At 68.8% G+C, this 20,049-nt stretch carries 15 protein-coding genes and 5 pseudogenes; 10 read left to right on the top strand and 10 right to left on the bottom strand.

The window, feature by feature from the left end; genetic code table 11:
• Positions 1-6 precede the first annotated feature (6 nt).
• The 3 genes from OG972_RS01585 to OG972_RS01575 are packed head-to-tail and all read right to left on the bottom strand — an operon-like array spanning position 7 to position 3,567.
• Positions 7-501: an N-acetyltransferase gene (locus OG972_RS01585; RefSeq protein WP_266977882.1), complete on the bottom strand. Its 495-nt coding sequence runs from the start codon at positions 499-501 to the stop codon at positions 7-9.
• Entirely contained in the window at positions 501-3,218 is a 2,718-nt protein-coding gene (mgtA, locus tag OG972_RS01580) for a magnesium-translocating P-type ATPase (protein WP_266977881.1), read from the bottom strand. Before mgtA ends, OG972_RS01585 begins: the two co-directional genes overlap by 1 nt.
• Positions 3,202-3,567 carry a metalloregulator ArsR/SmtB family transcription factor gene (locus tag OG972_RS01575; protein WP_266977880.1) on the bottom strand — a complete coding sequence of 122 codons (366 nt, stop codon included), beginning with the start codon at positions 3,565-3,567 and terminating at the stop codon, positions 3,202-3,204. The genes mgtA and OG972_RS01575 overlap by 17 nt, the downstream gene beginning before the upstream one ends.
• A 332-nt stretch (positions 3,568-3,899) precedes the next feature.
• Between OG972_RS01575 and OG972_RS01570 the strand changes: the two genes are divergently transcribed.
• From OG972_RS01570 to OG972_RS01555, 4 genes and pseudogenes are all read left to right on the top strand, one after another.
• Positions 3,900-4,538: an ATP/GTP-binding protein gene (locus OG972_RS01570; RefSeq protein ID WP_266977879.1), complete on the top strand. Its 639-nt coding sequence runs from the start codon at positions 3,900-3,902 to the stop codon at positions 4,536-4,538.
• A 116-nt stretch (positions 4,539-4,654) separates the two neighbouring features.
• A complete protein-coding gene (locus OG972_RS01565; protein ID WP_266977878.1) occupies positions 4,655-5,068 on the top strand; it encodes a roadblock/LC7 domain-containing protein in 414 nt (137 codons plus the stop codon).
• 129 nt (positions 5,069-5,197) lie between these two features.
• Positions 5,198-6,103: pseudogene (locus OG972_RS01560) on the top strand (DUF6397 family protein); the annotation flags it as partial.
• A 226-nt stretch (positions 6,104-6,329) separates the two neighbouring features.
• Positions 6,330-6,941, top strand: a complete 612-nt coding sequence (locus OG972_RS01555; RefSeq protein ID WP_266977877.1) for a sugar O-acetyltransferase — start codon at positions 6,330-6,332, stop codon at positions 6,939-6,941.
• 219 nt (positions 6,942-7,160) lie between these two features.
• Here OG972_RS01555 and OG972_RS01550 read toward each other — a convergent pair whose 3' ends face one another.
• Positions 7,161-9,005, bottom strand: coding sequence for a serine/threonine-protein kinase (locus OG972_RS01550; protein ID WP_266977876.1), 1,845 nt, complete (start codon positions 9,003-9,005; stop codon positions 7,161-7,163).
• 478 nt (positions 9,006-9,483) lie between these two features.
• On the opposite strand from OG972_RS01550, the pseudogene OG972_RS01545 reads away from it, so the two are divergent.
• Positions 9,484-9,678: pseudogene (locus OG972_RS01545) on the top strand (IS630 family transposase); the annotation flags it as partial.
• A 41-nt stretch (positions 9,679-9,719) separates the two neighbouring features.
• Here OG972_RS01545 and cpt read toward each other — a convergent pair.
• Together cpt and OG972_RS01535 are read right to left on the bottom strand one after the other, a co-directional pair.
• A complete protein-coding gene (cpt, locus tag OG972_RS01540; protein ID WP_266977875.1) occupies positions 9,720-10,253 on the bottom strand; it encodes a chloramphenicol phosphotransferase CPT in 534 nt (177 codons plus the stop codon).
• Positions 10,254-10,551: 298 nt separating this feature from the next.
• Positions 10,552-10,866, bottom strand: a complete 315-nt coding sequence (locus tag OG972_RS01535; RefSeq protein ID WP_266977874.1) for a hypothetical protein — start codon at positions 10,864-10,866, stop codon at positions 10,552-10,554.
• A 637-nt stretch (positions 10,867-11,503) separates the two neighbouring features.
• On the opposite strand from OG972_RS01535, the gene OG972_RS01530 reads away from it, so the two are divergent.
• The gene (locus tag OG972_RS01530) at positions 11,504-11,731 is read left to right on the top strand and encodes a DUF6381 family protein (RefSeq protein WP_266977873.1); all 228 of its coding nucleotides are present in this window, start codon (positions 11,504-11,506) and stop codon (positions 11,729-11,731) included.
• Between the two features lie 223 nt (positions 11,732-11,954).
• A pseudogene (locus OG972_RS01525) lies at positions 11,955-12,056 on the top strand (AraC family transcriptional regulator); the annotation flags it as partial.
• A 21-nt stretch (positions 12,057-12,077) separates the two neighbouring features.
• Here the strand turns inward: OG972_RS01525 and OG972_RS01520 are convergent.
• Positions 12,078-12,488, bottom strand: coding sequence for a Fur family transcriptional regulator (locus OG972_RS01520; RefSeq protein WP_266977872.1), 411 nt, complete (start codon positions 12,486-12,488; stop codon positions 12,078-12,080).
• Between the two features lie 191 nt (positions 12,489-12,679).
• Here OG972_RS01520 and OG972_RS01515 point away from each other — a divergent pair.
• A pseudogene (locus OG972_RS01515) lies at positions 12,680-13,083 on the top strand (Fur family transcriptional regulator).
• A gap of 33 nt (positions 13,084-13,116) precedes the next feature.
• Positions 13,117-15,348, top strand: a complete 2,232-nt coding sequence (gene katG, locus OG972_RS01510) for a catalase/peroxidase HPI (RefSeq protein WP_266977871.1) — start codon at positions 13,117-13,119, stop codon at positions 15,346-15,348.
• A gap of 172 nt (positions 15,349-15,520) precedes the next feature.
• Here the strand turns inward: katG and OG972_RS01505 are convergent, their stop codons facing one another.
• Positions 15,521-16,030 carry a hypothetical protein gene (locus OG972_RS01505; protein ID WP_266977870.1) on the bottom strand — a complete coding sequence of 170 codons (510 nt, stop codon included), beginning with the start codon at positions 16,028-16,030 and terminating at the stop codon, positions 15,521-15,523.
• A gap of 220 nt (positions 16,031-16,250) precedes the next feature.
• Complete coding sequence (locus tag OG972_RS01500) at positions 16,251-16,739, bottom strand: GNAT family N-acetyltransferase (protein ID WP_266977869.1); 489 nt, start codon at positions 16,737-16,739, stop codon at positions 16,251-16,253.
• A gap of 379 nt (positions 16,740-17,118) precedes the next feature.
• On the opposite strand from OG972_RS01500, the gene OG972_RS01495 reads away from it, so the two are divergent.
• On the top strand, positions 17,119-17,733 hold the full coding sequence (locus OG972_RS01495; RefSeq protein ID WP_266977868.1) for an LAETG motif-containing sortase-dependent surface protein: 615 nt from the start codon (positions 17,119-17,121) through the stop codon (positions 17,731-17,733).
• A 105-nt stretch (positions 17,734-17,838) separates the two neighbouring features.
• Here OG972_RS01495 and OG972_RS01490 read toward each other — a convergent pair.
• Positions 17,839-20,031: pseudogene (locus OG972_RS01490) on the bottom strand (SpoIIE family protein phosphatase).
• Positions 20,032-20,049 lie beyond the last annotated feature (18 nt).

The following is a 20,049-nucleotide window of genomic DNA, read 5'->3' as shown; positions in this document are numbered from 1 at the left end:
GCGCGATCAGGCTCCCGTCCGGAGCTGCAGGGCGGGGTGACGCGGCGGTGCGAAGCCGAACGACTCGTACAGCCCCGCGCCGTCCGCAGTCGCGTTGAGATCGACCACCGTGACGGGCGTCTCCTCCCGGAACCACGTCAGCAGCGCATCGAGGCAGGCCACCGCATGCCCGCGGCGCCGACGCCGCGGATCGGTGGCCACATTGGAGATGTGCCCGTGCAGCCCGCTGGGATTGGCCGGGCTGGGTGCGTGCGCATCGCACGCGCCCACCGCACTCGCCACGACGCCGAGCTCCGGATCGTCGACCAGGAACGCGGCGAACTCGCCGGGAAGCCGCAGCCGCTCGGCGAACCACTGGGCCGAGGCCGCCCGCCACGGAGCATCGGCGTCACCGGTCTCCACCCCCATGTCCGAAAGCATCAGGGCGCGCATCCGCACCAGAGCGGGCACATCGTCGGGAGTGGCGCGACGTACGTGGACACGGACGTGCGGCAGGGGCATCAGTTTCTCCAGGTGCGCCGGTAGCGGTTACGGGCCGTCCTCAGCCCAAAGGCGTACAGCGCGAGCACTGTGGCGAGCAACAGGTAATAGAGCGGCGGCAGCGCGCTCATCCCCAGCAGCGGCCCGAGCGGAGTGAGCGGCAGCAGGAGGCCGACCAGCGCAAGACCGGCCGCGGCCACGCGCAGCGGGCCGCCCCCGTCGCCTTCGGCGGTACGCCGGCCGGTCCGGAGCAGCAGCATCACCAGAGCCTGCGTGAGCAGATTCTCGGTGAACCACCCGGAGTGGAACGCCGCCTGACCACCGGACGTGGCAGATCCGTGCAGGGCAAGGGCGAGCACCGCGAATGTGGCCAGGTCGGCAGCCGCGTTCAGCAGACCGAATCCGGTGATGAAGCGCAGGAAGTCGCGGTGGTGCAGGACCGCGGGCCGCCGCAGCACCACGGCCGCCGGACGGTCGAAGGCGAATGCGAGCTGCGCCACATCGAAGCACAGGTTCTGGACCAGGACCTGCGCCGGGAGCATCGGCAGGAACGGCAGCAGGAGACCCGCGGCGAGCATGGCGATGACATTGCCGAGGTTCGACGACAGTGTGATCCGTAGATAGGTGGCGATGTTGCCGCCGCTGCGCCGGCCCGCGATGATCGCGTCGTCGATGGCGGTGAGATTTTTCTCGGCGAGCACCACATCGGCGGTCTCCCGCGCCACGTCGACCGCGTTGCGCGGGCAGATCCCGACATCGGCGGCGTGCAGCGCGGGCAGATCGTTGACCCCGTCGCCCAGGAAACCCGTGGTGCGTCCGGTGGTACGCAGCGCCGAGACGATCCGGGCCTTGTGCTCCGGCGTACAGCGGGCGAACACGGTGACCCGGCCGGCGAGCGCCGCGAGTTCGGCCTCGGACAGCACGTCGATCCGGTCCGCGGACACCACCTCGCCCGGGTCGAGGCCCAGATCGCGGCAGGCACGGGCAGCAGTCCCCGGGTGGTCGCCGGTGAGGATCTTCACAGCGACACTGCGATGCTCCAGTACATGCAGTGCTTCTGCAGCGGTCGGCGCGAGGGCGTCCTGCAGGGCGACGAAGCCGAGGAAAGTCAGCCCCCGCTCGTCGGCCGGTGTGTACGGACCGAGTCGGGCGGTTCGCTCGGTCAGGGCCACGGCGAGCAGCCGCAGCCCGTTCGCGGCCTCGCGCGCGGCCAGGGCGCCCAGCCGGCCCCGCTCGCTGTCGTCCAGCGCGCACCGTTCGAGCACCGCCTCCACCGCTCCCTTGGTCACGAGGGTGTGGGTGCCGAGCCGTCCGGGACGGCGGACGACAGCGGTGGCGAGGCGGCGCACCGGATCGAACGGCAGGGCTGCCACACCGTCGTACGCCGACAGCGGGTCAGGCCAACTGCGCTCCGCCGCGGCGGCCAGCACCGCCTCGTCCAGCGCGTCGGGGGCCGGCAGATCGGCGAGCTGCAGCGTCCACAGGGCGTTGACCGCCGCCCAGTGAAGCACCTGCTCGTCGGGCCGGCCCGCGCCGTCCACCGACCGGTCGACGACGGGCCGATCCTGGGTCAGCGTCCCCGTCTTGTCCAGGCACAGCACATCCATCGCACCGAGATCGTGCAGCGCGGGCAGCCGCTTGACGATCACCCCGCTGGTGCGGGCGAGCAGCGAAGCGCCCCTGGCCAGCGCCGTCGTGACGATGACCGGGAGCATCTCCGGGGTCAGACCGACCGCCACCGCCACGGCGAACGGCAGTGTCTCCAGACCGCGCCCGCGCAGCGCCGCGTTGGCCATCAGCACCAGCGGGGGAGTGAGCAGCATGAACCGGACCAACGTCCAGGAGATCCCCTGAACCGAACGGTCGAAGGCGCTCGATCCGCGACGGCGCGGGGAACGTGCGTACGCGGCGGCGAACCGGGTGTTCCCACCGCTCGCGACCACGACCGCCGTACCGCTGCCGGACGCGACACTGCTGCCCTGAAAGCACAACTGGGGCTCGGCGAACGGTCCGGCCACTCCGGTTTCGGTGCGTGGTCCGGCAGAGGGCGCGGCCGGCCGGTGCGGTGCGTCGACGGGATGCTTCTCGACCGGCGAGGATTCCCCGGTGAGAGTGGACTGATACACGGTCAGCCCGCTCGCGCGGAGCAGCCGCACATCAGCGGGCACGAGATCTCCCGGGCTGAGCCGGATGACATCGCCCGGCACCAGCTCCGCGACCGGCAGCTCACGGGCCGACGGCGCCGCCTCCGGAGCGGTGCGGCGCAGTACGGTCGTGGTCGTCGCCACCAGCTCCCGCAGTGCCGCCATTGCCCCGTCGGCCCGGTGTTCCTCCGTGGAGCGCAGCAGACAGCTGACCACCACGAGCACCAGAGTCACGGATGCGGTGCCCCACGCGCCGACCGCGGCGGAGACCAGACCCAGACAGAGCAGAACCGAGGTGAACGGGTCCCGCAGGCTGCGGACGAAGCGCTGCGGCCAGGAGACCGGACGCCAGGCCGGAAGAGTGTTGTCGCCGAGCCGCCCGAGTCGTTCCTCCGCCTGCGTCTCCAGAAGTCCGCGCGGTCCGCTGTCCAGAGAATGCAGCACCTGCAACGACGTCAGCGAGGCCCCGTCCGGCCCTGCCGCTGTCGGGCCGGCCGCCGTGCTTGCTATCGGTACGGCGGCGGATGGGGGAGAGCCGAGGAGATCGCTGTGGCCGGGCCCCGCGGCGGCGCTGCTCTCAGGCACCGAGCTCACGGAGGCGTACCGGCTGCGCAGGAGCGTGCCCGGCCCGTGCAGCGAGCTGGCCGACCATCAGTCGTACCACCGTCACCACATCAGGATCGTCGACCAGATACACCTGGCGGCGGCCTTCGCGCCGCGAGCGTACGAGACCAGCGAGCTTCAGCTTTGTCAGATGCTGGCTGACCGAGGGCAGCGTCCCGCCCACCCGATCCGCCAGACCGGTCACATCGCTCTCGCCCTGGGACAGTGCCCATACGATGTGCAGGCGCGCAGGCGTCGCCAGCAGACCGAAGGCGGCGGCCGCCTCCGCCAGCACCTCCGCGGGCGGATCCACGAAGTTGCCGCCGGCACCTGTCGACACTCTTGCTCTCCTGTCCACCCGGACCGTTTCCCGCGCCACGAAGCGACAGTGTAGGCGGCAGTCGCGGTCGGCCCCAGGATCGAGGCCTCGACCCCCTGGATCGGTTCCGGCTCGAACCTGGTTCGAATTCGGCTCGAATAGTGACCTCATGCAGACATCGAACGATCTCTGTTCGGCCACTAAGGTCAATAACCGATCACGTTGCTCGGGACGGACGGCTGGTTGCCATGCTGTCCACCGTACTGCTGCCCACAGATACCGAACCGAGCCCGTCAAGACAGCTCTGAACTGCGTTTTTACGTCTTGAGGCTCACGGGTGAGAGAAGTGATCGATGCCTTCCGAGCACGCTGGCAGAACGGGCGCGGAGACCGTCGAGGGAACGGCCGGAGAGGCCGTGGAGACCGACGCGCTCGCATTGAAGATTTTGGTCGCCGGCGGATTCGGGGTCGGCAAGACGACTCTGGTCGGTGCGGTGAGCGAGATCCGGCCGCTGCGGACGGAGGAACTCCTCAGCGAGGCCGGACAGTCGGTCGATGACACCGGCGGAGTGGATCAGAAGACCACCACGACCGTTGCCATGGACTTCGGACGCATCACCATCCGGTCCGGTCTCTCGCTCTATCTGTTCGGCACACCGGGACAGGACCGCTTCTGGTTCCTCTGGGACGAGCTTTCCCAGGGGGCACTCGGAGCGGTTGTCCTCGCGGACACCCGGCGGCTGGAGGACTGCTTCCCGGCCGTCGACTACTTCGAACACCGCCGGATCCCGTTCGTTGTTGCCGTCAACTGTTTCGCGGGCGCCCGCGCCTACGGCGAGCGGGAGGTCTCCCGTGCCCTCGACCTGGACCGGGGCACACCCGTCGTGCTGTGCGATGCGCGCGACCGCGACTCCGGCAAGGAAGTTCTCATCCGCATGGTGGAGTACGCGGGCCGCATGCACACGGCCCGGCTCCTCGACTCGGTCGGCTGACCCCTGTCGGGACGACGAGCCCGAAACGGAGGGGCGGTTGCCCCGACGTGCGCTGTGCGCAAGGCTTACACGCAACGTGGGGCACGGGGAACGTATGAGCGGGGAGGAGCGGGGAAATGGCGCTGGACAGGGGACTTGACTGGCTCCTCGACGATCTCACCGGCCGGGTCGAGCACATACAGCACGCGCTGGTGTTGTCGAACGACGGCTTGGTGACGGGGGCGAGCACGGGCCTGGCACGTGAGGACGCGGAGCATCTCGCCGCGGTCTCGTCGGGGCTGCACAGCCTCGCGCGAGGCTCGGGACGGCACTTCCGGGCAGGAAGAGCCAGGCAGACGATGGTGGAGTTCGACGAGGCGCTTCTCTTCGTGACAGCCGCCGGAGACGGGAGCTGCCTCTGCGTGCTGACCGCGGCCGAGGCCGACGTCGGTCAGGTCGCCTACGAGATGACGCTGCTCGTGAACAGGGTCGGAGAGCACCTGGGGGTCACTGCGCGTCAGGGCGGCAGCGGAGAAGTCAACCGGCTCTGACGGTTCGGATCCCCTCTCGACTGCACCTTTCGCCCGGCCGTGGGAGTTGTCCACAGGCCGGGCGAAAGGCTTTCTGCTCGGTTACGGTGATCACACAGAGTCACTGTAACTATACGGGGGAGTACGGCCATGGCCATGACGGATGCGACGCGCGCCGCAGCACCGCGCGCAGGATCTCGGCGCTCGCAGAACGACCCGACGGACATCGACCCGACGGACATCGACTCGACGAAGGTCGATCCGGCGAAGGCTGATCCGACAGAAGCCGGCCGGACGGAAGTCGGCCCGACGGTGGCCGCAGGGAGGGCGGCGCAGGAGCTGAACCTGAAGCGCGGGGAATTCGAGCTCGCCGTGCACCTGAGCATTGTGCGGATCTCGGCGGAGCAGGCTGGTGGCAGGCCCAGGGTGAGTCGGGAGGAGATCGACCGGCTGCGGTCGGGGGACGGGTTCCCGGACACACTGCGAGAACGGGTGCGGATGGTGGGGACAGCGGAAGGCGCGCGGCTCCTCGGCATCAGTCCGGTCCGCTTCACCAGGCTGGCCAGGGCCGGCTGCATCACGCCTGTCGCGTTCCACCTCAACCGTTACCGGGCGATTGTCTGGCTCTATCTCGCCCAGGAGCTCGTCGGGTTCGCGGCCGGGGCGCCGCAGCTGCTGACCGGGAACAGCCCGGCCTGGATGCGGACATGTCTGGATGCAGGAACCGACTGGCGGACGCGCAACTGGCGCTCGCACCGGATCGAGCGCCTGCTGAGCCGCACGGAGGATCCCTGGGCGCGGGCTGCGGTGCTTGCCTGCGCGCTGGATCCGGTGCAGCTAGCAGAAGTGGTCGACGATCCGTACGAGCGTGCGTACCTCAGGAGGGTCCTGCCCGGTCCGGTCTTCGGGCCACCCGGATCCGTCGCTGCTCGTGAGACTATGACGCACCTGATGCGCGCCGACGACCCGGACGAGATCCTCTGGCGCCGGGTCAATCTCGTCCTGGAGCTGGACAGCGCGCGCGAGACCCGTCCGGCACCTCATCCGGGGGACGACCGGCGACCCGATCCGGACTGCTCGGTCCCCGGCCCTGTCTCTCCCCGCCCCTCCTCCTGTGCGCGATTCCGGTCCTGTCCAGGTAGCCGGACTGCTCGCCCGGCTTGGCCTGCGGAGGCGCGAGGCCCTGCACAGGGGAGCCGAGGAACGAAGCTCGGGCGAAGCCCGTTGAACGAGTGGGCGGACACGGATCACGCGGACGGACGCGGAACACGCGAGGAGGGTCATGGCGGAGAACAAGCAGCGGATGCTGGCCGGCGACTGGTACATCGCGGACGACCCGGAACTGAGGGCGGACACCGAGCGGCGTATCGAACTCTGCGAGGCGTTCAACGCCGCAGTACGGGCAACTCCCGCCGCACGGCGGAAGATCCTTGAGGAGCTGCTCGGCTCGGTGGGTGAGGGGGTCACCATCCGGGCACCGTTCCACTGCGACTACGGTTCGTTCATCACCATCGGACCGCGCACGTTCATCAACTTCGGAGCGGTCTTCCTCGATGCCGCGCCCATCACGATCGGCGCAGACGTGCAGATCGGGCCCAACGTGCAGCTGCTGACCCCCAGCCATGAACTGGACACGGAGCGCCGCAGAGCAGGCTGGGAGAAGGCGGACCCCGTGACGATCGGGGACAACGTCTGGCTCGGCGGGGCTGTGATCGTGTGTCCCGGCGTGACCATCGGGGCGGACACTGTTGTCGGTGCAGGATCCGTCGTCACCAAGGACCTTCCGTCCGGCGTCCTGGCGGTGGGAAATCCGGCCCGAGTCATCCGTTCTCTCGCACGGGGCGGGGGAGCGGCGGAGGAAGAAGGAGGGGTGGCTGCGGGGCCCGGCGGATAACGGCTCGCGCAGAGACGCCCGTACCGGCATCCCGGCCCCCATGCTGATCAGGGAAGCCGTTGTCGAGGACCGGCCCGCCCTCTGGCGGCCTTTGTGCTGAGCTTGTGTGTTCCTCGGTCGGATCACATACTCAGCCGAAGGCTGCCCTCGCGTAACGCAGTTGCCAGTCCGAGTGATCAAGTACGAGGAGCCGTTCGACCTCCGAGGTCAAAGATCAAGTCAGGCCGCATTACGCCACACTGTCACGTCCAAGTTGGCGTACGTAGTCCCCGACGAGCCCCGATATGTCACGAGCCCCACGTGACCCGTCCCGCTGATGACACACATGTGCTGGCCCACGGTGAGGTCCTTGACCCAGATGTAGCTCTTGTAGCCGGTCGCCGCCTTGCACGCCACCAGGCTCCCCTGCCGACCGACGGGCAGCAGAGCAAGGGAGCTGCCGGAGGTGGTGCCCGGGGCGAGGACCGCGCCCGAGGAGTAGACGGCATAGGTGAGATCCTCGTCGGCACTCCCGGAATCCGCCTTGGACCGCACTGGGGTGTCGGCCAGATACAAGTCGTGGCTCGCCGTCATCCGGATCCCGGAGTACGTCGCCGAGGCAGGAGCCTTCGGGGCCGCGGGCTTGCTGGACGCGGCGGTCGCGGGAGCCGAGGTCGCGGCCCGCGTGGGCGTCGTGAGCCCCGAAGGGCCGGGCTGTGGCGCGGACTTGGTGGGCTTGGGCTTCTTCGAGGCTTCGGCGGTAGGGGAGCCGGACGTCGACGGCGACGCCTCGGCGGCCGGAGCCGACTGCGACGCGGCCGCCTCCTGTGCCCCGTTGTCGCTCTTGTCGCCGTCGCCCGGGACGAGCAGCAGCGCGGCGGTCGCCCCACAGGCGACGAGTACGACGGCGGCCACCGACAGCATCCAGGCCCGGGCCCTGCGGCCCTTGCCGTTCGTGGCGACCGGGGAGGTCGCCACACCGGCCGGTTTCCGTGGCTGAGGGCCGGGATGCGGAGCGTACGCGCCGGGATCGGCCTGAGACCCCATCACAAACGGCCCGGGCAGGACGGCATGGGACGGCTCGGTGGGGGTGTAACCCGTCGCGGGCGCGAAACCGCCAGGGCTGTGAGCGCCCGGATCCGCCTCCGCCCCGGCCCGATCGGCCCCTTCGGCCCGAGCCGCGATCCCAGCCGCCAACTCACCCGGCAGCCAGGCCCCGGACGTGAACCGCGCATCGTCGCCGCGATTCGCCCGGATCGTCTGAACCGAGCGTATGACCTCTTCGACGGAAGGCCGCTCGGCGGCGGGCTTGCGCAGACACCGTGCCACCAGTTCCCGTATCTCCGCCGGCACGCGGCTCAAGTCGGGTTCCTCGTGCACCACCCGGTAGAGCACCGCGTGCGGTTCCCCGTCCCCGAAGGCGGCACCGCCCGTCGCTGCGAACACGGCGGTCTGCCCCAGCGCGAACACATCGGCCGAAGCGGCGGCCTCCCCGCCGAGCACCTGCTCCGGCGCCATGTAGGCGACCGTGCCGAGGGCCGTACCGCTCTGCGTCACCGACGTGGCATCTGCAGCCCGCGCGACACCGAAGTCGATGACGCGCGGCCCGTCCGAGGCGAGCAGCACGTTCGACGGTTTGAGGTCCCGGTGCACGATGCCCTCGCGGTGCACCGCCTGCAGCGCCTCCGCGACACCGGCGATCAGCCGCAGTACGGTCTCAACGGGCAGCGGCCCGTGGTCACGCACCGCATCGGCGAGGGACGGCCCCGGCACATAGGCGGTGGCACACCACGGCATGGCACCCTCGGTGTCACTGTCCACGACCGGAGCCGTGTAGAGCCCGTGCACCCGACTGGCTGCCGCCACCTCGGCCCGGAACCGCTTCCGGAACTCGGCGCTCTCGGCCAGCTCCGGACGGATCACCTTGACCGCGACGGCCCGCCCGCCCGGCGTGTGCGAGAGATAGACCCGCCCCATGCCGCCGGACCCGAGCCGCGCCACCAGCAGGTAGCCTCCCACGACCTGCGGATCGCCGTCCTCCAGCGGCGGGAAACTCCCCGTGCCCGGCCCACCGTTGCTCAACACGCCCCACTCCGCCCCGTGATCTGCTGTGTGACCCCCATTGCATCACGGGGCCCTCGCGTCCCGTCCCAGGGTCTGCCGCAAGGCCGTCAGGAGACCGCCAGAGCAAAGACGTGGGGCCAATCGACGCGGTAGAAACGACGCCCGCCGGAGGAGGAGACCACCACGTGCACGGCAATGATCCGTCCAGGGCGGGCCGAAGATCTCGCACGGCTGGAGCTCGCCGTCCGCGTACACGCAATGTTCGGAGCCCGCGTAGACCCCGCCAGTGACAAGCAGGCCCGAGCCAGGTGCCGGTGTCGTCGACCAGGACGTCCTGAGGCCCGTACGTCACCGCTCGCGGGCCGCACCGCGAAGTCAAGGTGGCACACCTCCGCGTCGCCGGCATGCCGGGCGATCACGGAAAGCGTCGGCGGTCCAGGGAGCGCGTCGCAGGGAACCATGACCGCCCACGCACTGTCGCGCAACCCCTTACCGAAAACGGCAGTTCACCGTCGCCGACTCCAACCACCGCAACCACACCATGCAGATCCGGGCCCTGCACGCCTACCTGCTCGGGCGCAACACCAACGCCCGCCACCCTGACGTCCTCGCGGCCCAGCGGCACGAGCGTGCCCGCGTCCGCAGCGAGAAGGCCATCCGTTCGGGCGGACGTTCCCTGCCCGCCTCAGCCTGACCAACCAGGCGAGCCCTGACGGCCGACAGCTGAGTTTTCGATCACTTGACTTGGGCGGCGATAGCGCGCGCACAGTCCAAGGACTCCGTGTGCGTGGTGTCCACCTCCAGGTCGTAGGCCACGCCCCGGTGGACCATCTCCGCCTGCGATGCGGCCATCCCCTGGACCCGATCCCCGCGGGCGACCTCGCGGCCTGCGGCGACCGTACTCTCGCACCTGACGCCGACCCACAGCACGTCCACTCCGCCAAAAGCCTTCTGCCATCGCTCCTGGGACGTCGCTCCGCCGAGGAAGACGTCATCGACGATGACCCGGGCGCCTGCACGGGCCATTGCGGCGATCCCTTCCATCCATGCTGCTTCCAGCTCCCGGAACACCGATCCGACATTCACACCGCCATCTGCAGCGAGTGCGATTCCTGCGTCCGATGTCTGCATGGAAGCGGGCATCGCTTCGATCAGCGAGTCGACCGCGGCGGCAAGCCAGGGATCCGGCAGTACCGCCTGCAGACACCGGACGATCCCGGACTTGCCCGAGCTGGACCCGCCGTTCAACACAATCACCTGAGTGGTCACCAGGTCACGGTAGAGGCAACCCTCACGGCGCTCGAAGCGATTTTCGGCAAGCCGGCCCTGCTGCCCCCCTGGTGGGACGAAGTTCACGGACGGCATCGCCGTGGTCCCGCATCTCACACAGCCACACACTCGCCGCGGGTCCCGACACGTCTTCTCCCGTTCCACTCCAACAATGCCTCCAGCTCCATCACCGGCGTGAAGCTCTTCGTCGACGGCGGCATGGCACAGGTCTGACAGCCACCGCCTGGCCTGTGCCGCACCCAGCGCGGCGCAGGCCAGGCGCAAGCCGCTTGAGAACTCAGGGAGTGCCTCTACCCTGCCGATTGCCGCCCGTGCGATGGCTCACCATCATCACGATGAGGCCGGTCAGCAGCAGCGCGCTGCCGGTCAGGGTCCCCCACTGGCGTGTGTCGGGGTCGCTGAGTACCAGCAAGAAGACCATCTGCCAGCACAGGGCGAAGGCAACCATCAACTGACCCCAGCCGTAGAGGCGCGGGCGGCGGACCGGTCGCCGGTTCGTGGGGAGCACCCAGCCACGGGAAACCGCCGCTGCGCCGGAGGCGGCGATGAACAACGCCAGCAGAGCGACAGGTACGGCGAGGTAGAGCTTCATAGTCCATCCTTGCGCGTCGGACCCGCGCCGGACGCCTCCGTGATCATGACACCCCTCGCGCCGCGCGTCCACGCGCTCCCCGCGCAACCCTCGTGATCGCCCGGCCCGAACCTCGTTCTTTCTGGGCTGCCTCACCACCGTGCGGGGTGGATGCCGAATCGTGTTGGTGGTGATTCGGCTTTCCCTGCTCTGTTCCGCAGGACTCTGATCCTCCCCACGGCCTGAAGGCCGGGGCATCCTCGGAGAGATCCGGTGAGCGGTGAGTAGCGGAGGGCGACCCTTGAAGTGCCACCGGAGATACGGGAGCGCTGCCGCGATCCGGGCGAGGTGCAGAGGTCGCTGTCGAGGAGCTCTGCAGGGAGCTTGACGCGAATCCCCTGCTGGGGCAGGCAATGGACATCCCCTCGCTCTCCACCACGCAGATCGACGGAACGGACACGGCGGACGCCCGGACCTGACCGTGAACGCCTACGGTCGCGCTGCGCTGTACGAAGCGACGCTCCAGATGCTGCCGAAGTGACGCGACCCCATCAAGGCATACTGCCTGCGACGATTGCCCAGGGTGACGGTTCCGGGTGCGTAAGTGGTGGAGCGCTGGTTGGCTGCGATGTGTCCCACCCTCACCTCCCCAGGAGTGATGATGAGCATTGCAGACGAGTCCGCCAGCCGTGCGCGGCAGACGCAGGACAAGGTCCGTGAGCTGAACGAGCGTGCCGAGCAGACGAGCGATCCGAAGGAACGCCGCAGGCTGTACGAGGAGGCCCGGCGCACGCAGGAGCGGTCCCTGAAGGACGGCGGACGTGCGGCCGAGGACAGGCCCGGACGCCGTGCCGACAGTGAGAAGGACGAGTACCCCTCTCGCTGACGCACCGTCGACGTCCAGTGGCACGGAGGGCCTCCCACCGCAATGCGGTGGGAGGCCCTCCGTGCCTCGTGTGCCGGTAGCGGCCCATCAGTTCGTCGGCTCATCCCGCGAGTGCGGCTCCCAGGCGGCGGCCAGGTGGGTTTGGTGAGTGGTGGAGGGTCTTGCCTCGGGCTGTTCCTCCTCGCCTCCACCGATCTGCTCGACGGACGCGCGAGTCCGTGGGGCCCACCTCCACCGTCCGCTGACCCTCGCCGACCGCATGGGACTCGGCGTACGCACCTTGACCCGGCGCTTCCGCGCCGAGACTGGCCTCAGCTCGCTCCAGTAGCGGTCGGTAAAACAGAAGTCAGGCACAGGATGGGCACAGCCCGCGGTAGGTGACCTCGGCCTCGGACACCGTGAAGCCGAACCGTTCCACCGCCGGGAGGTCGGCCAGCGGATTGCCAGTCGGGTGGACATCGCGGATGGTGCCGCAGCTGGAGCACACCAAGTGCTGGTGCGGGTGGTGTGCGTTGGGGTCGTAGCGCTTGGCGCGACCGTCGGTGGAGACCTCTATGACCTCACCGAGGGAGACCATCTCGCCCAGGGTGTTGTAGACGGTCGCCCGGGAGATCTCGGGCAGCCGCTGCGCCGCGCGGGCGTGCACCTCGTCGGCCGTGAGATGCACGTGGTCGCCGTCGAGGACCTCCGCAACGACACGCCGCTGGGAGGTCATTCGCCAGCCACGTCCTCGCAGTCGCTCCAGCAGGTCACTCATATCGGTTCACCTATTCAGATGCGGTGGGATACCCGAATTTACCAGTGGAGGTACGGGTCCTGATCAGATATGGGTTTGGCATGCTTCTTGACTAAGACTCTGTCCATCGTAGGATCGGTTTCGGCAATAGCCCAGGGACAGGAAGACCCCAGTACGGCAGGAGACAGAGTGACGGGACCACCGCCGAGGAGATGTGCGGTGCCGGCCTGCGGGTGGTGACGGCCGCCCGCGTCGCGCTGCTCGAGACCGTCCGGGACGGTGACCACTTCGGCATCGAGGCGATCGCCCCCGGGGCGCGCGGCCGGTGGGCCCCATCTCCCTTGGATTCGTGTGTGAGGCCCTCCACGCGCTTACCGTGGCGGGGCTCGTACGTCGCATCGAAACGGTCGGCAGTCCGGCCTGGTTCGAGAGACTCCTCGGGGACAACGACCACCACATCGTGTGCCTGTTGTGCGGTGTCGTCGCTGACGTCGAACTGCGCGGTCGGCGAGGCGCCCCGCCTGCCCGCGTCCGACGACCACGGCTGCTCGATCAACGGGCCGAGGTCATCTGCTGGAGCCCGTGCCCCGACTGTTCCACCGCCTGCAGTTCCTGAACACCGTGATCCGCCCAGTCCGGAAGGATTCCCATGTCCGAGAACCATGATGCAATCGTCGTAGACGCGAAAACGGAGGGCGGAGGTGGTTGCCCGGTCGTGCACGGGCGTGCCACGCACCCGACTCAGGGCGGCGGAAACCGCCAGTGGTGGCCGGATCGGCTCAACCTGAAGATCCTGGCCAAGAACCCCGCCGTGGCCAACCCCCTGGGCGATGAGTTCGACTACGCCGAGGCGTTCAAGTCCCTTGACCTCGCGGCCGTGAAGCGGGACATCGCGGAGGTGCTGACGGACTCGCAGGACTGGTGGCCGGCCGACTTCGGCAACTACGGACCGTTCATGATCCGGATGGCGTGGCACAGCGCGGGCACCTACCGGATCAGCGACGGCCGCGGCGGCGCCGGGGCCGGGCAGCAGCGCTTCGCCCCCCTCAACAGCTGGCCGGACAACGGGAACCTCGACAAGGCCCGCCGCCTGCTGTGGCCGGTCAAGAAGAAGTACGGCCAGAGCATCTCGTGGGCCGACCTCATGATCCTCACCGGCAATGTCGCCCTGGAGTCGATGGGCTTCAAGACCTTCGGCTTCGCCGGCGGCCGTGCGGACGTGTGGGAGCCCGACGAGGACGTCTACTGGGGTCCCGAGACCACCTGGCTCGGCGACGAGCGCTACACAGGTGACCGCGAGCTGGAGAACCCCCTCGGCGCGGTCCAGATGGGCCTCATCTACGTCAACCCGGAGGGCCCGAACGGCAACCCGGACCCGCTCGCCGCGGCCCGCGACATCCGGGAGACGTTCCGCCGGATGGCCATGAACGACGAGGAGACGGTCGCCCTGATCGCGGGCGGTCACACCTTCGGCAAGACCCATGGCGCGGGCCCGGCGGAGCACGTCGGCGCCGACCCCGAGGGCGCTTCGCTCGAGGAGCAGGGCCTCGGCTGGAAGAACTCCTTCGGCACCGGCAAGGGCGGCGACGCGATCACCAGCGGTCTCGAGGGTATCTGGACGAACACCCCGGTGACCTGGGACAACGGCTTCTTCGAGATCCTGTTCGGCTACGAGTGGGAGCTGTTCCAGAGCCCCGCCGGTGCGCACCAGTGGAGGCCGAAGGACAGCGCCGGGGCGGGCACCGTCCCCGACGCCCACGACTCGTCGAAGAGCCACGCCCCGACGATGCTGACGACCGACCTCTCGCTCCGGTTCGACCCGGCCTACGAGCAGATCTCGCGACGCTTCCTCCAGAACCCCGACGAGTTCGCGGACGCCTTCGCCCGGGCGTGGTTCAAGCTGACCCACCGGGACATGGGCCCGATCGTGCGCTACCTCGGCCCGGAGGTTCCGGCCGAGACGCTGCTGTGGCAGGACCCCCTTCCCTCGGTGACGCACGAGCTCATCGACGCCGAGGACATCGCCGCCCTCAAGGGCCAGATCCTCGCCTCTGACCTGCCCGTGTCCCAGCTCGTGTCCACCGCGTGGGCGTCGGCCTCGTCCTTCCGTGGCAGCGACAAGCGCGGCGGCGCCAACGGCGCACGCATCCGCCTCCAGCCGCAGAGCGGGTGGGCGGTCAACGATCCCGACCAACTGGCGGCGGTGCTGCACACCCTGGAGGGGATCCAGGGGTCCTTCAACGTTGCCCAGTCCGGCGGCAAGCAGGTCTCGCTCGCCGATCTGATCGTGCTCGCCGGTGGTGCGGCCGTCGAACAGGCCGCCAAGGACGCCGGCTTCGACGTCGAGGTGCCCTTCACGCCGGGCCGCGTGGACGCGTCGCAGGAGCAGACCGACGTGGAGTCGTTCGCCGCGCTCGAGCCGACCGCCGACGGGTTCCGCAACTACCTCGGGAAGGGCAACCGGCTGCCGGCTGAATACCTGCTGATCGACCGGGCGAACCTGCTGACGCTGAGCGCCCCCGAGATGACGGTCCTCGTCGGTGGTCTCCGTGTGCTGGGCGCAAACTACCAGCAGTCGCCGCTCGGCGTCTTCACCACGACCCCTGGGTCTCTGACCAACGACTTCTTCGCCAATCTGCTCGACCTGGGCACGACGTGGAAGGCAACGTCCGAGGACGCGAACACGTTCGAGGGTCGCGACACCGCCACCGGCGAGGTCAAGTGGACCGGCAGCCGCGCGGACCTCGTCTTCGGGTCGAACTCCGAGCTGCGCGCGCTCGCGGAGGTCTACGCGGGCGATGACGCGAAGAAGAAGTTCGTGAACGACTTCGTCGCGGCGTGGGACAAGGTGATGAACCTCGACCGGTTCGACCTTGTCTGATCACGACGTCCGGGTCGGCCCGCGCCCGGCGGCCACAGATCCGGCCTCGATTGTCGCCGTCGCTGCCCTGGCCCTCAGGCACAACACCGAGGCGGCAACCGCTGTTGGTGGCGTCGGCAGGTCGGCGACCGTAACTGGAGGCGCCCAGGCGGGCATGCGCTCCCGCCGATAGTCAGCGGCGGAGGACGAATCTCCGCCGGGCCGTGAGAAGCCCCGGACCGAAGGTCCGGGGCTTCTCACGTGTGGAGCGCAGGTGCTGAGACACCCAGTCGGGCGCCAGCCCAAGGAAGTTGGTCAGATCCCGCTCGGCACTGTCGAGCAGATGACGCAGTTCGGTGACGGACAGCTCGATCACTGGGCTGCCGCTTTGCTCCGCGTCGACGGTCAACCGGACGGTGTCGCCGAGGCGTTCGGCGAACGCGTTGGGGTCGTGGCCGAAGGAGGCCTGGCCGCTGCCGTCGACGACCTCACTCCAGTCACGCCAGTCCTCCAGCCCATTACAGCAGCCGGGCAGGAACGCAGTGCCTGTTGCGCTGTTCGTGACACGCAGTCCACCGGCCCCGAAGAGGCTGTCGAAGGTCAGCAATCCGTGAAGGAAGGATCCGCGGGGGTCGGCGGGCCGTGGCGGGCATTCGTCCTGCCTGTGGCCGGGATCGATGTCGTTGCAGGCGACGATGTGCATCACCGCTGCTGGTGATGGTTGCTTGCACGGATTCGCCTTGGCGAAGTGCGCTGAGGGGGCGCTTCGGTTCATCCGGCATGACGGCATCATCGCCCCCTGTGACCAGCAGGGGGCCGGAGGGGAGCACAGTTGGCCCAGGACATGCCGGACTCCTCTCAGAGTTCGGCTGAAGGCAGCAGCGCCCCGGAATCTCAGACACCGGGCGCGTCCCCGGCGCTTCTCACAGAGTGCGGTGCATGATGTGCAGCCCGACGTAGCCCATCTTCGGGTGGCGGAAGCCCTCCGGCAGCGTGCCCAGTACCTCGAAGCCGAGTGCCCGGTACAGGTTCACCGCGTGGACGTTGGTCTCCACAACCGCGTTGAACTGCATCGCCCGGTAACCCGCAGCGCGCGCCCAGTGCATCGTGTATTCGCATAGCGCGCGCCCCACGCCCTGCCCGGAGTGCGCCGGGTCCACCATGTAGCTGGCGCTCGCGATATGTGATCCGTTGCCCATGTGGTTGCGGTTCATCTTTGCCGTGCCCAGGACCGTACCCGAGTCGTCCACCGCGACGACGGTCCGGTCGGGGGATGGCAGAATCCACCAGTCACGGCCTTGGTCCTGACCGAGATCCGTCGGATAGGTGAACGTCTCACCTGCGGTGACGATGGTGTGGAAGAAAGGCCAGATGGCGGCCCAGTCCTCCAGGTTGGCTTCCCTGATCAACATGTGGTCAGGATGCCTGAAGGGGAACGCGACCTCCAGCACTTTTCCCGCCCGGAACATCGTCGGATTCCGCGGGTGACTCCATCGGGCGGGGGCTCGGGTACAGGTGCTGGGGTGCGCGCAGGGATGGTCCGTATGCGGTGGGAGGTGCGCTCAAGGAGGCCGTGAGCCACTCGACACGGTCCGATGGCGGACGCTTACGTCATGCCACCGTCCACATGGCCGCACGTCGAACGAAGTGTCCGTCATGTGCCAATCGGGGCTGATGTGGTGACAGTTGTGAACCCGCGTGGTCCATGGGTCGGCTGCGCGAACCTGTGAGCGGGGCAGTACTGTGCGCCCCACCGCTATTCAGGCGATGAAACATGTGGAGGAACAATCCATGACCATACCCAGGAGACCGTTGCGTGCCGCGGGGACATTCGCGGCCGCTGCGGTTGTCGGCCTGACCGGCGCGGTCCTTTCCGCCGGTCCGGCCGCAGCTCACACCCCCACCTGGGCCGTGACCTGTAATGAAGTGACGCTTGACCTGACCGCCTACAACAGCGACGTCGCCAACACGGTGACCGTCACGGTTGACGGCAAGGACCTCCTGCCCACCGAGACATTCGGGAAGGAGTTCCACAAGACGCTCGAACTTCCGGAGCACGACAAGGAACTGACCGTCCACCTGGTCGTGAAGGCCGGCGACGGCGACCGTTTCTCGAAGGACGACACCAAGCAGGCACCGGTGTGTGAGGACAACACCCCGACGCCCACGCCGACGGCATCCGAGTCGAAGCCGGCCGAGAAGCCCACGACGGAGGCGCCCGCGCCGAGCCAGAGCTCCCCCGAGACCGCGCCCGCCGCGGCCTCGCCGAGCCCCAGCTCGCCCGACCTGGCCGAGACGGGTTCGTCGTCCGCCACGCCCATCATCGGTGGTGCGGCTGTCGCCGTGCTGCTGGCCGGTGGCGGCATCATGTGGTCCGTGCGCAAGCGTCGCACCGCGCAGGGCTGACGTAGCTCAGTAGTCCACTGGTTCGAGCGCAGGACCGCGCGGGACCGTCGGACGAGGGGCGTGCCGCATCACGCAGCGCGTGACGGCACGCCCCTCACTGCTCCCTCAACGTCGTTCCTCCGTCAGCTCGGACGGATTCGGGGTCTCCGCAGGCGATGCGGACTCATGGGTCTCTGTGGAAGCGACCGGGGACCCGGAGGTGGGTGGTGTGGGAGGTCCGATCTCGCACCACACGGCCTTCCCCTCGCCGCGCGGCTCGATGCCCCAGCGGACGGCGATGGCGTCGAGGAGCAGTAGACCGCGTCCCGATGTCGCTGTCTCGCCGGGAGTCCGGCGCCTCGGCCAGGCACTGGAGCGGTCCTGCACCGAAAGCCGCACCCGGCGGACAGGCTCCCGAAGGACCTCCAGCGTGAGCACTGCCCCGCCTTCGGTGTGCAGAAGCACATTCACCAGCAGTTCACCGGTGACCAGTTCGGCATCGTCGGCGAGATCGGCCATGTTCCAGTCCCGCAGGGCCTGACGCACGATGGAGCGGGCATCGGAGAGCCCTTCGGGATCCGCCTGGTGGATGTACTGGTGCAAGCGCGGCGCTCGCGGCGAACCCGGGTCCGGACTGCGCCGGAGCACCAGCAGCGCCACATCGTCCCCCGCGCCCCAGCGCTCCCAGAGCCGGTCGGACAAATGGTCGGCCAGCGCCTACGCACTCGTAGGCCCCGTGCTCACCTCGTGGATCAGCGCACAGATTCCCGATTCGATATCGGCGCCCGGTTTTTCCACCAGCCCATCGGTGTACAAGACAAGGGTTTCGCCGGGCACCAGGTCGAGACGCGTCTCCGGGTACTCCTCGTTCTCGAAGTCGGTGGAGAGCCCCAGGGGCAGACCGCCCCGTATCTGCGGAGTGCCGACCCGGCCGTCCATGTGCCGGATCAGCGGACCGAAGTGCCCGGCGCGGACCGCGCGCACGGTACCCGAGGGGAGGTCGACCTGGGCGTATGTACAGGTGGCGAAGCGGTCCGTGTCCAGTTCGGCGAGAAAGCGTGAGGCCCGGGCCAGCACTGTCGCCGGCGGGTGCCCCTCGCCCGCGTACGCGCGCAGGGCGATGCGCAGCTGGCCCATGATGGCGGCCGCATGGGTGTCATGGCCTTCCACGTCGCCCACGACGATGCCGAAGCGGTTCTTGGGCAGGGCGATCACGTCGTACCAGTCGCCGCCGACCTGCCGCCCGCTCCGTGCCGCGTGGTAGCGCACGGCGATTTCGCCGCCCTCGATCTCCTGGATCCGCCTGGGAAGCATCGCCGACTGCAGCCCGGTGGCGAACTCCCGCTCCTCGTCGAAGAGGGTCGCCCGCTGCAGTGACTGGGCCACGATCGCCGAGAGCCCCAGACACAGGTTGCGTTCGTCGGCGTTGAAGTCCGTCCGCTCGCAGTAGAAGAGCGCGAGACCGCCCAGTGATCGCGCCTGCGCGATCAGTGGAAGATAGGCGGCGGCGCGGAACTTGAGCTCGTCCGTGAACGGCTCCAGGGCCGGATACCGCCGCAGGAGGCCGGCGATCGAGGTCACGAACCGGGGCCGACCGCTGAGGACCGTATCGGCCAGCGGGAACCGCGGATCGAGGTTCCCGGACCCGAACTTGATGATGCTCTCCGGCGCGACCCCGCTCGCTGCGATGACATTGATGGAGGTGTTCTCCACCAGACCCAGGGCGACCCCGTCCGCGCCGAGCATGGCCAGACTGCTGGGACCGGTGAGCGTGGCGGTCACGTCGTTCACGCTCACCGCACGCGACATCGCGCTTGTTGTGCGTTCAACGATGCTGGTCTGTCGTTGGCGGCGTTTCTCCAGGTCCAGCACGAAGGCCGAATGGGTGACCTCCTGCGTCGCGTCCCGCACGACCCCGATGACCCGGTGCGCCCGCCCGTCGTCCCTGCGCAGAATCCGCGCCTGGACATGTGTCCACTGGTGGGTGCCGTTCGCACGCGGAACCTGGAAATGGACGCTGTACGAGCTGTGACCACCCGTGATGGCCTCGTCGATCGCCAGTTCCAGCCGGTCCCGTTCCGCCGGTTCGAGCCGCGAAACCAGAATTCCCGGGTCAGGGGTGAACTCCTCCGGGTCCAGTCCGAAGACGAGCAGGCCTGCCGCGTCGATGTCCAGTGACCGCGTATCCAGGTCCCACTCGAAGCTGCCCGTGCGATTCAGGGCAAGCCGCTCCTCCGTCCCGGTCTCGCCGCTGTACGGCCGGTCGATCTGCAGGCGGGGCGTATCGTCGGAGTCTGGGTCCCGGTCGTGGTCGGTCATTCCTGCTCCGGAGATCGT

The organism is Streptomyces sp. NBC_01669 (genome assembly GCF_026339735.1).
Taxonomy (GTDB): Bacteria; Actinomycetota; Actinomycetes; order Streptomycetales; family Streptomycetaceae; genus Streptomyces; species Streptomyces yanii.
The sequence above is the reverse complement of the archived record's forward strand: the minus strand, read 5'-3'. Positions and strand labels throughout refer to the sequence as shown.

What these genes read in the sequence shown, in the direction of transcription:
- OG972_RS01585 (WP_266977882.1), bottom strand. Translation starts at nt 501, where the DNA reads ATGCCCCTGCCGCACGTCCGTGTCCACGTACGTCGCGCCACTCCCGAC.
- OG972_RS01570 (WP_266977879.1), top strand. Translation starts at nt 3,900, where the DNA reads ATGCCTTCCGAGCACGCTGGCAGAACGGGCGCGGAGACCGTCGAGGGA.
- OG972_RS01565 (WP_266977878.1), top strand. Translation starts at nt 4,655, where the DNA reads ATGGCGCTGGACAGGGGACTTGACTGGCTCCTCGACGATCTCACCGGC.
- OG972_RS01555 (WP_266977877.1), top strand. Translation starts at nt 6,330, where the DNA reads ATGGCGGAGAACAAGCAGCGGATGCTGGCCGGCGACTGGTACATCGCG.
- OG972_RS01535 (WP_266977874.1), bottom strand. Translation starts at nt 10,866, where the DNA reads ATGAAGCTCTACCTCGCCGTACCTGTCGCTCTGCTGGCGTTGTTCATC.
- OG972_RS01530 (WP_266977873.1), top strand. Translation starts at nt 11,504, where the DNA reads ATGATGAGCATTGCAGACGAGTCCGCCAGCCGTGCGCGGCAGACGCAG.
- OG972_RS01520 (WP_266977872.1), bottom strand. Translation starts at nt 12,488, where the DNA reads ATGAGTGACCTGCTGGAGCGACTGCGAGGACGTGGCTGGCGAATGACC.
- katG (WP_266977871.1), top strand. Translation starts at nt 13,117, where the DNA reads ATGTCCGAGAACCATGATGCAATCGTCGTAGACGCGAAAACGGAGGGC.
- OG972_RS01505 (WP_266977870.1), bottom strand. Translation starts at nt 16,030, where the DNA reads ATGCACATCGTCGCCTGCAACGACATCGATCCCGGCCACAGGCAGGAC.
- OG972_RS01500 (WP_266977869.1), bottom strand. Translation starts at nt 16,739, where the DNA reads ATGTTGATCAGGGAAGCCAACCTGGAGGACTGGGCCGCCATCTGGCCT.
- OG972_RS01495 (WP_266977868.1), top strand. Translation starts at nt 17,119, where the DNA reads ATGACCATACCCAGGAGACCGTTGCGTGCCGCGGGGACATTCGCGGCC.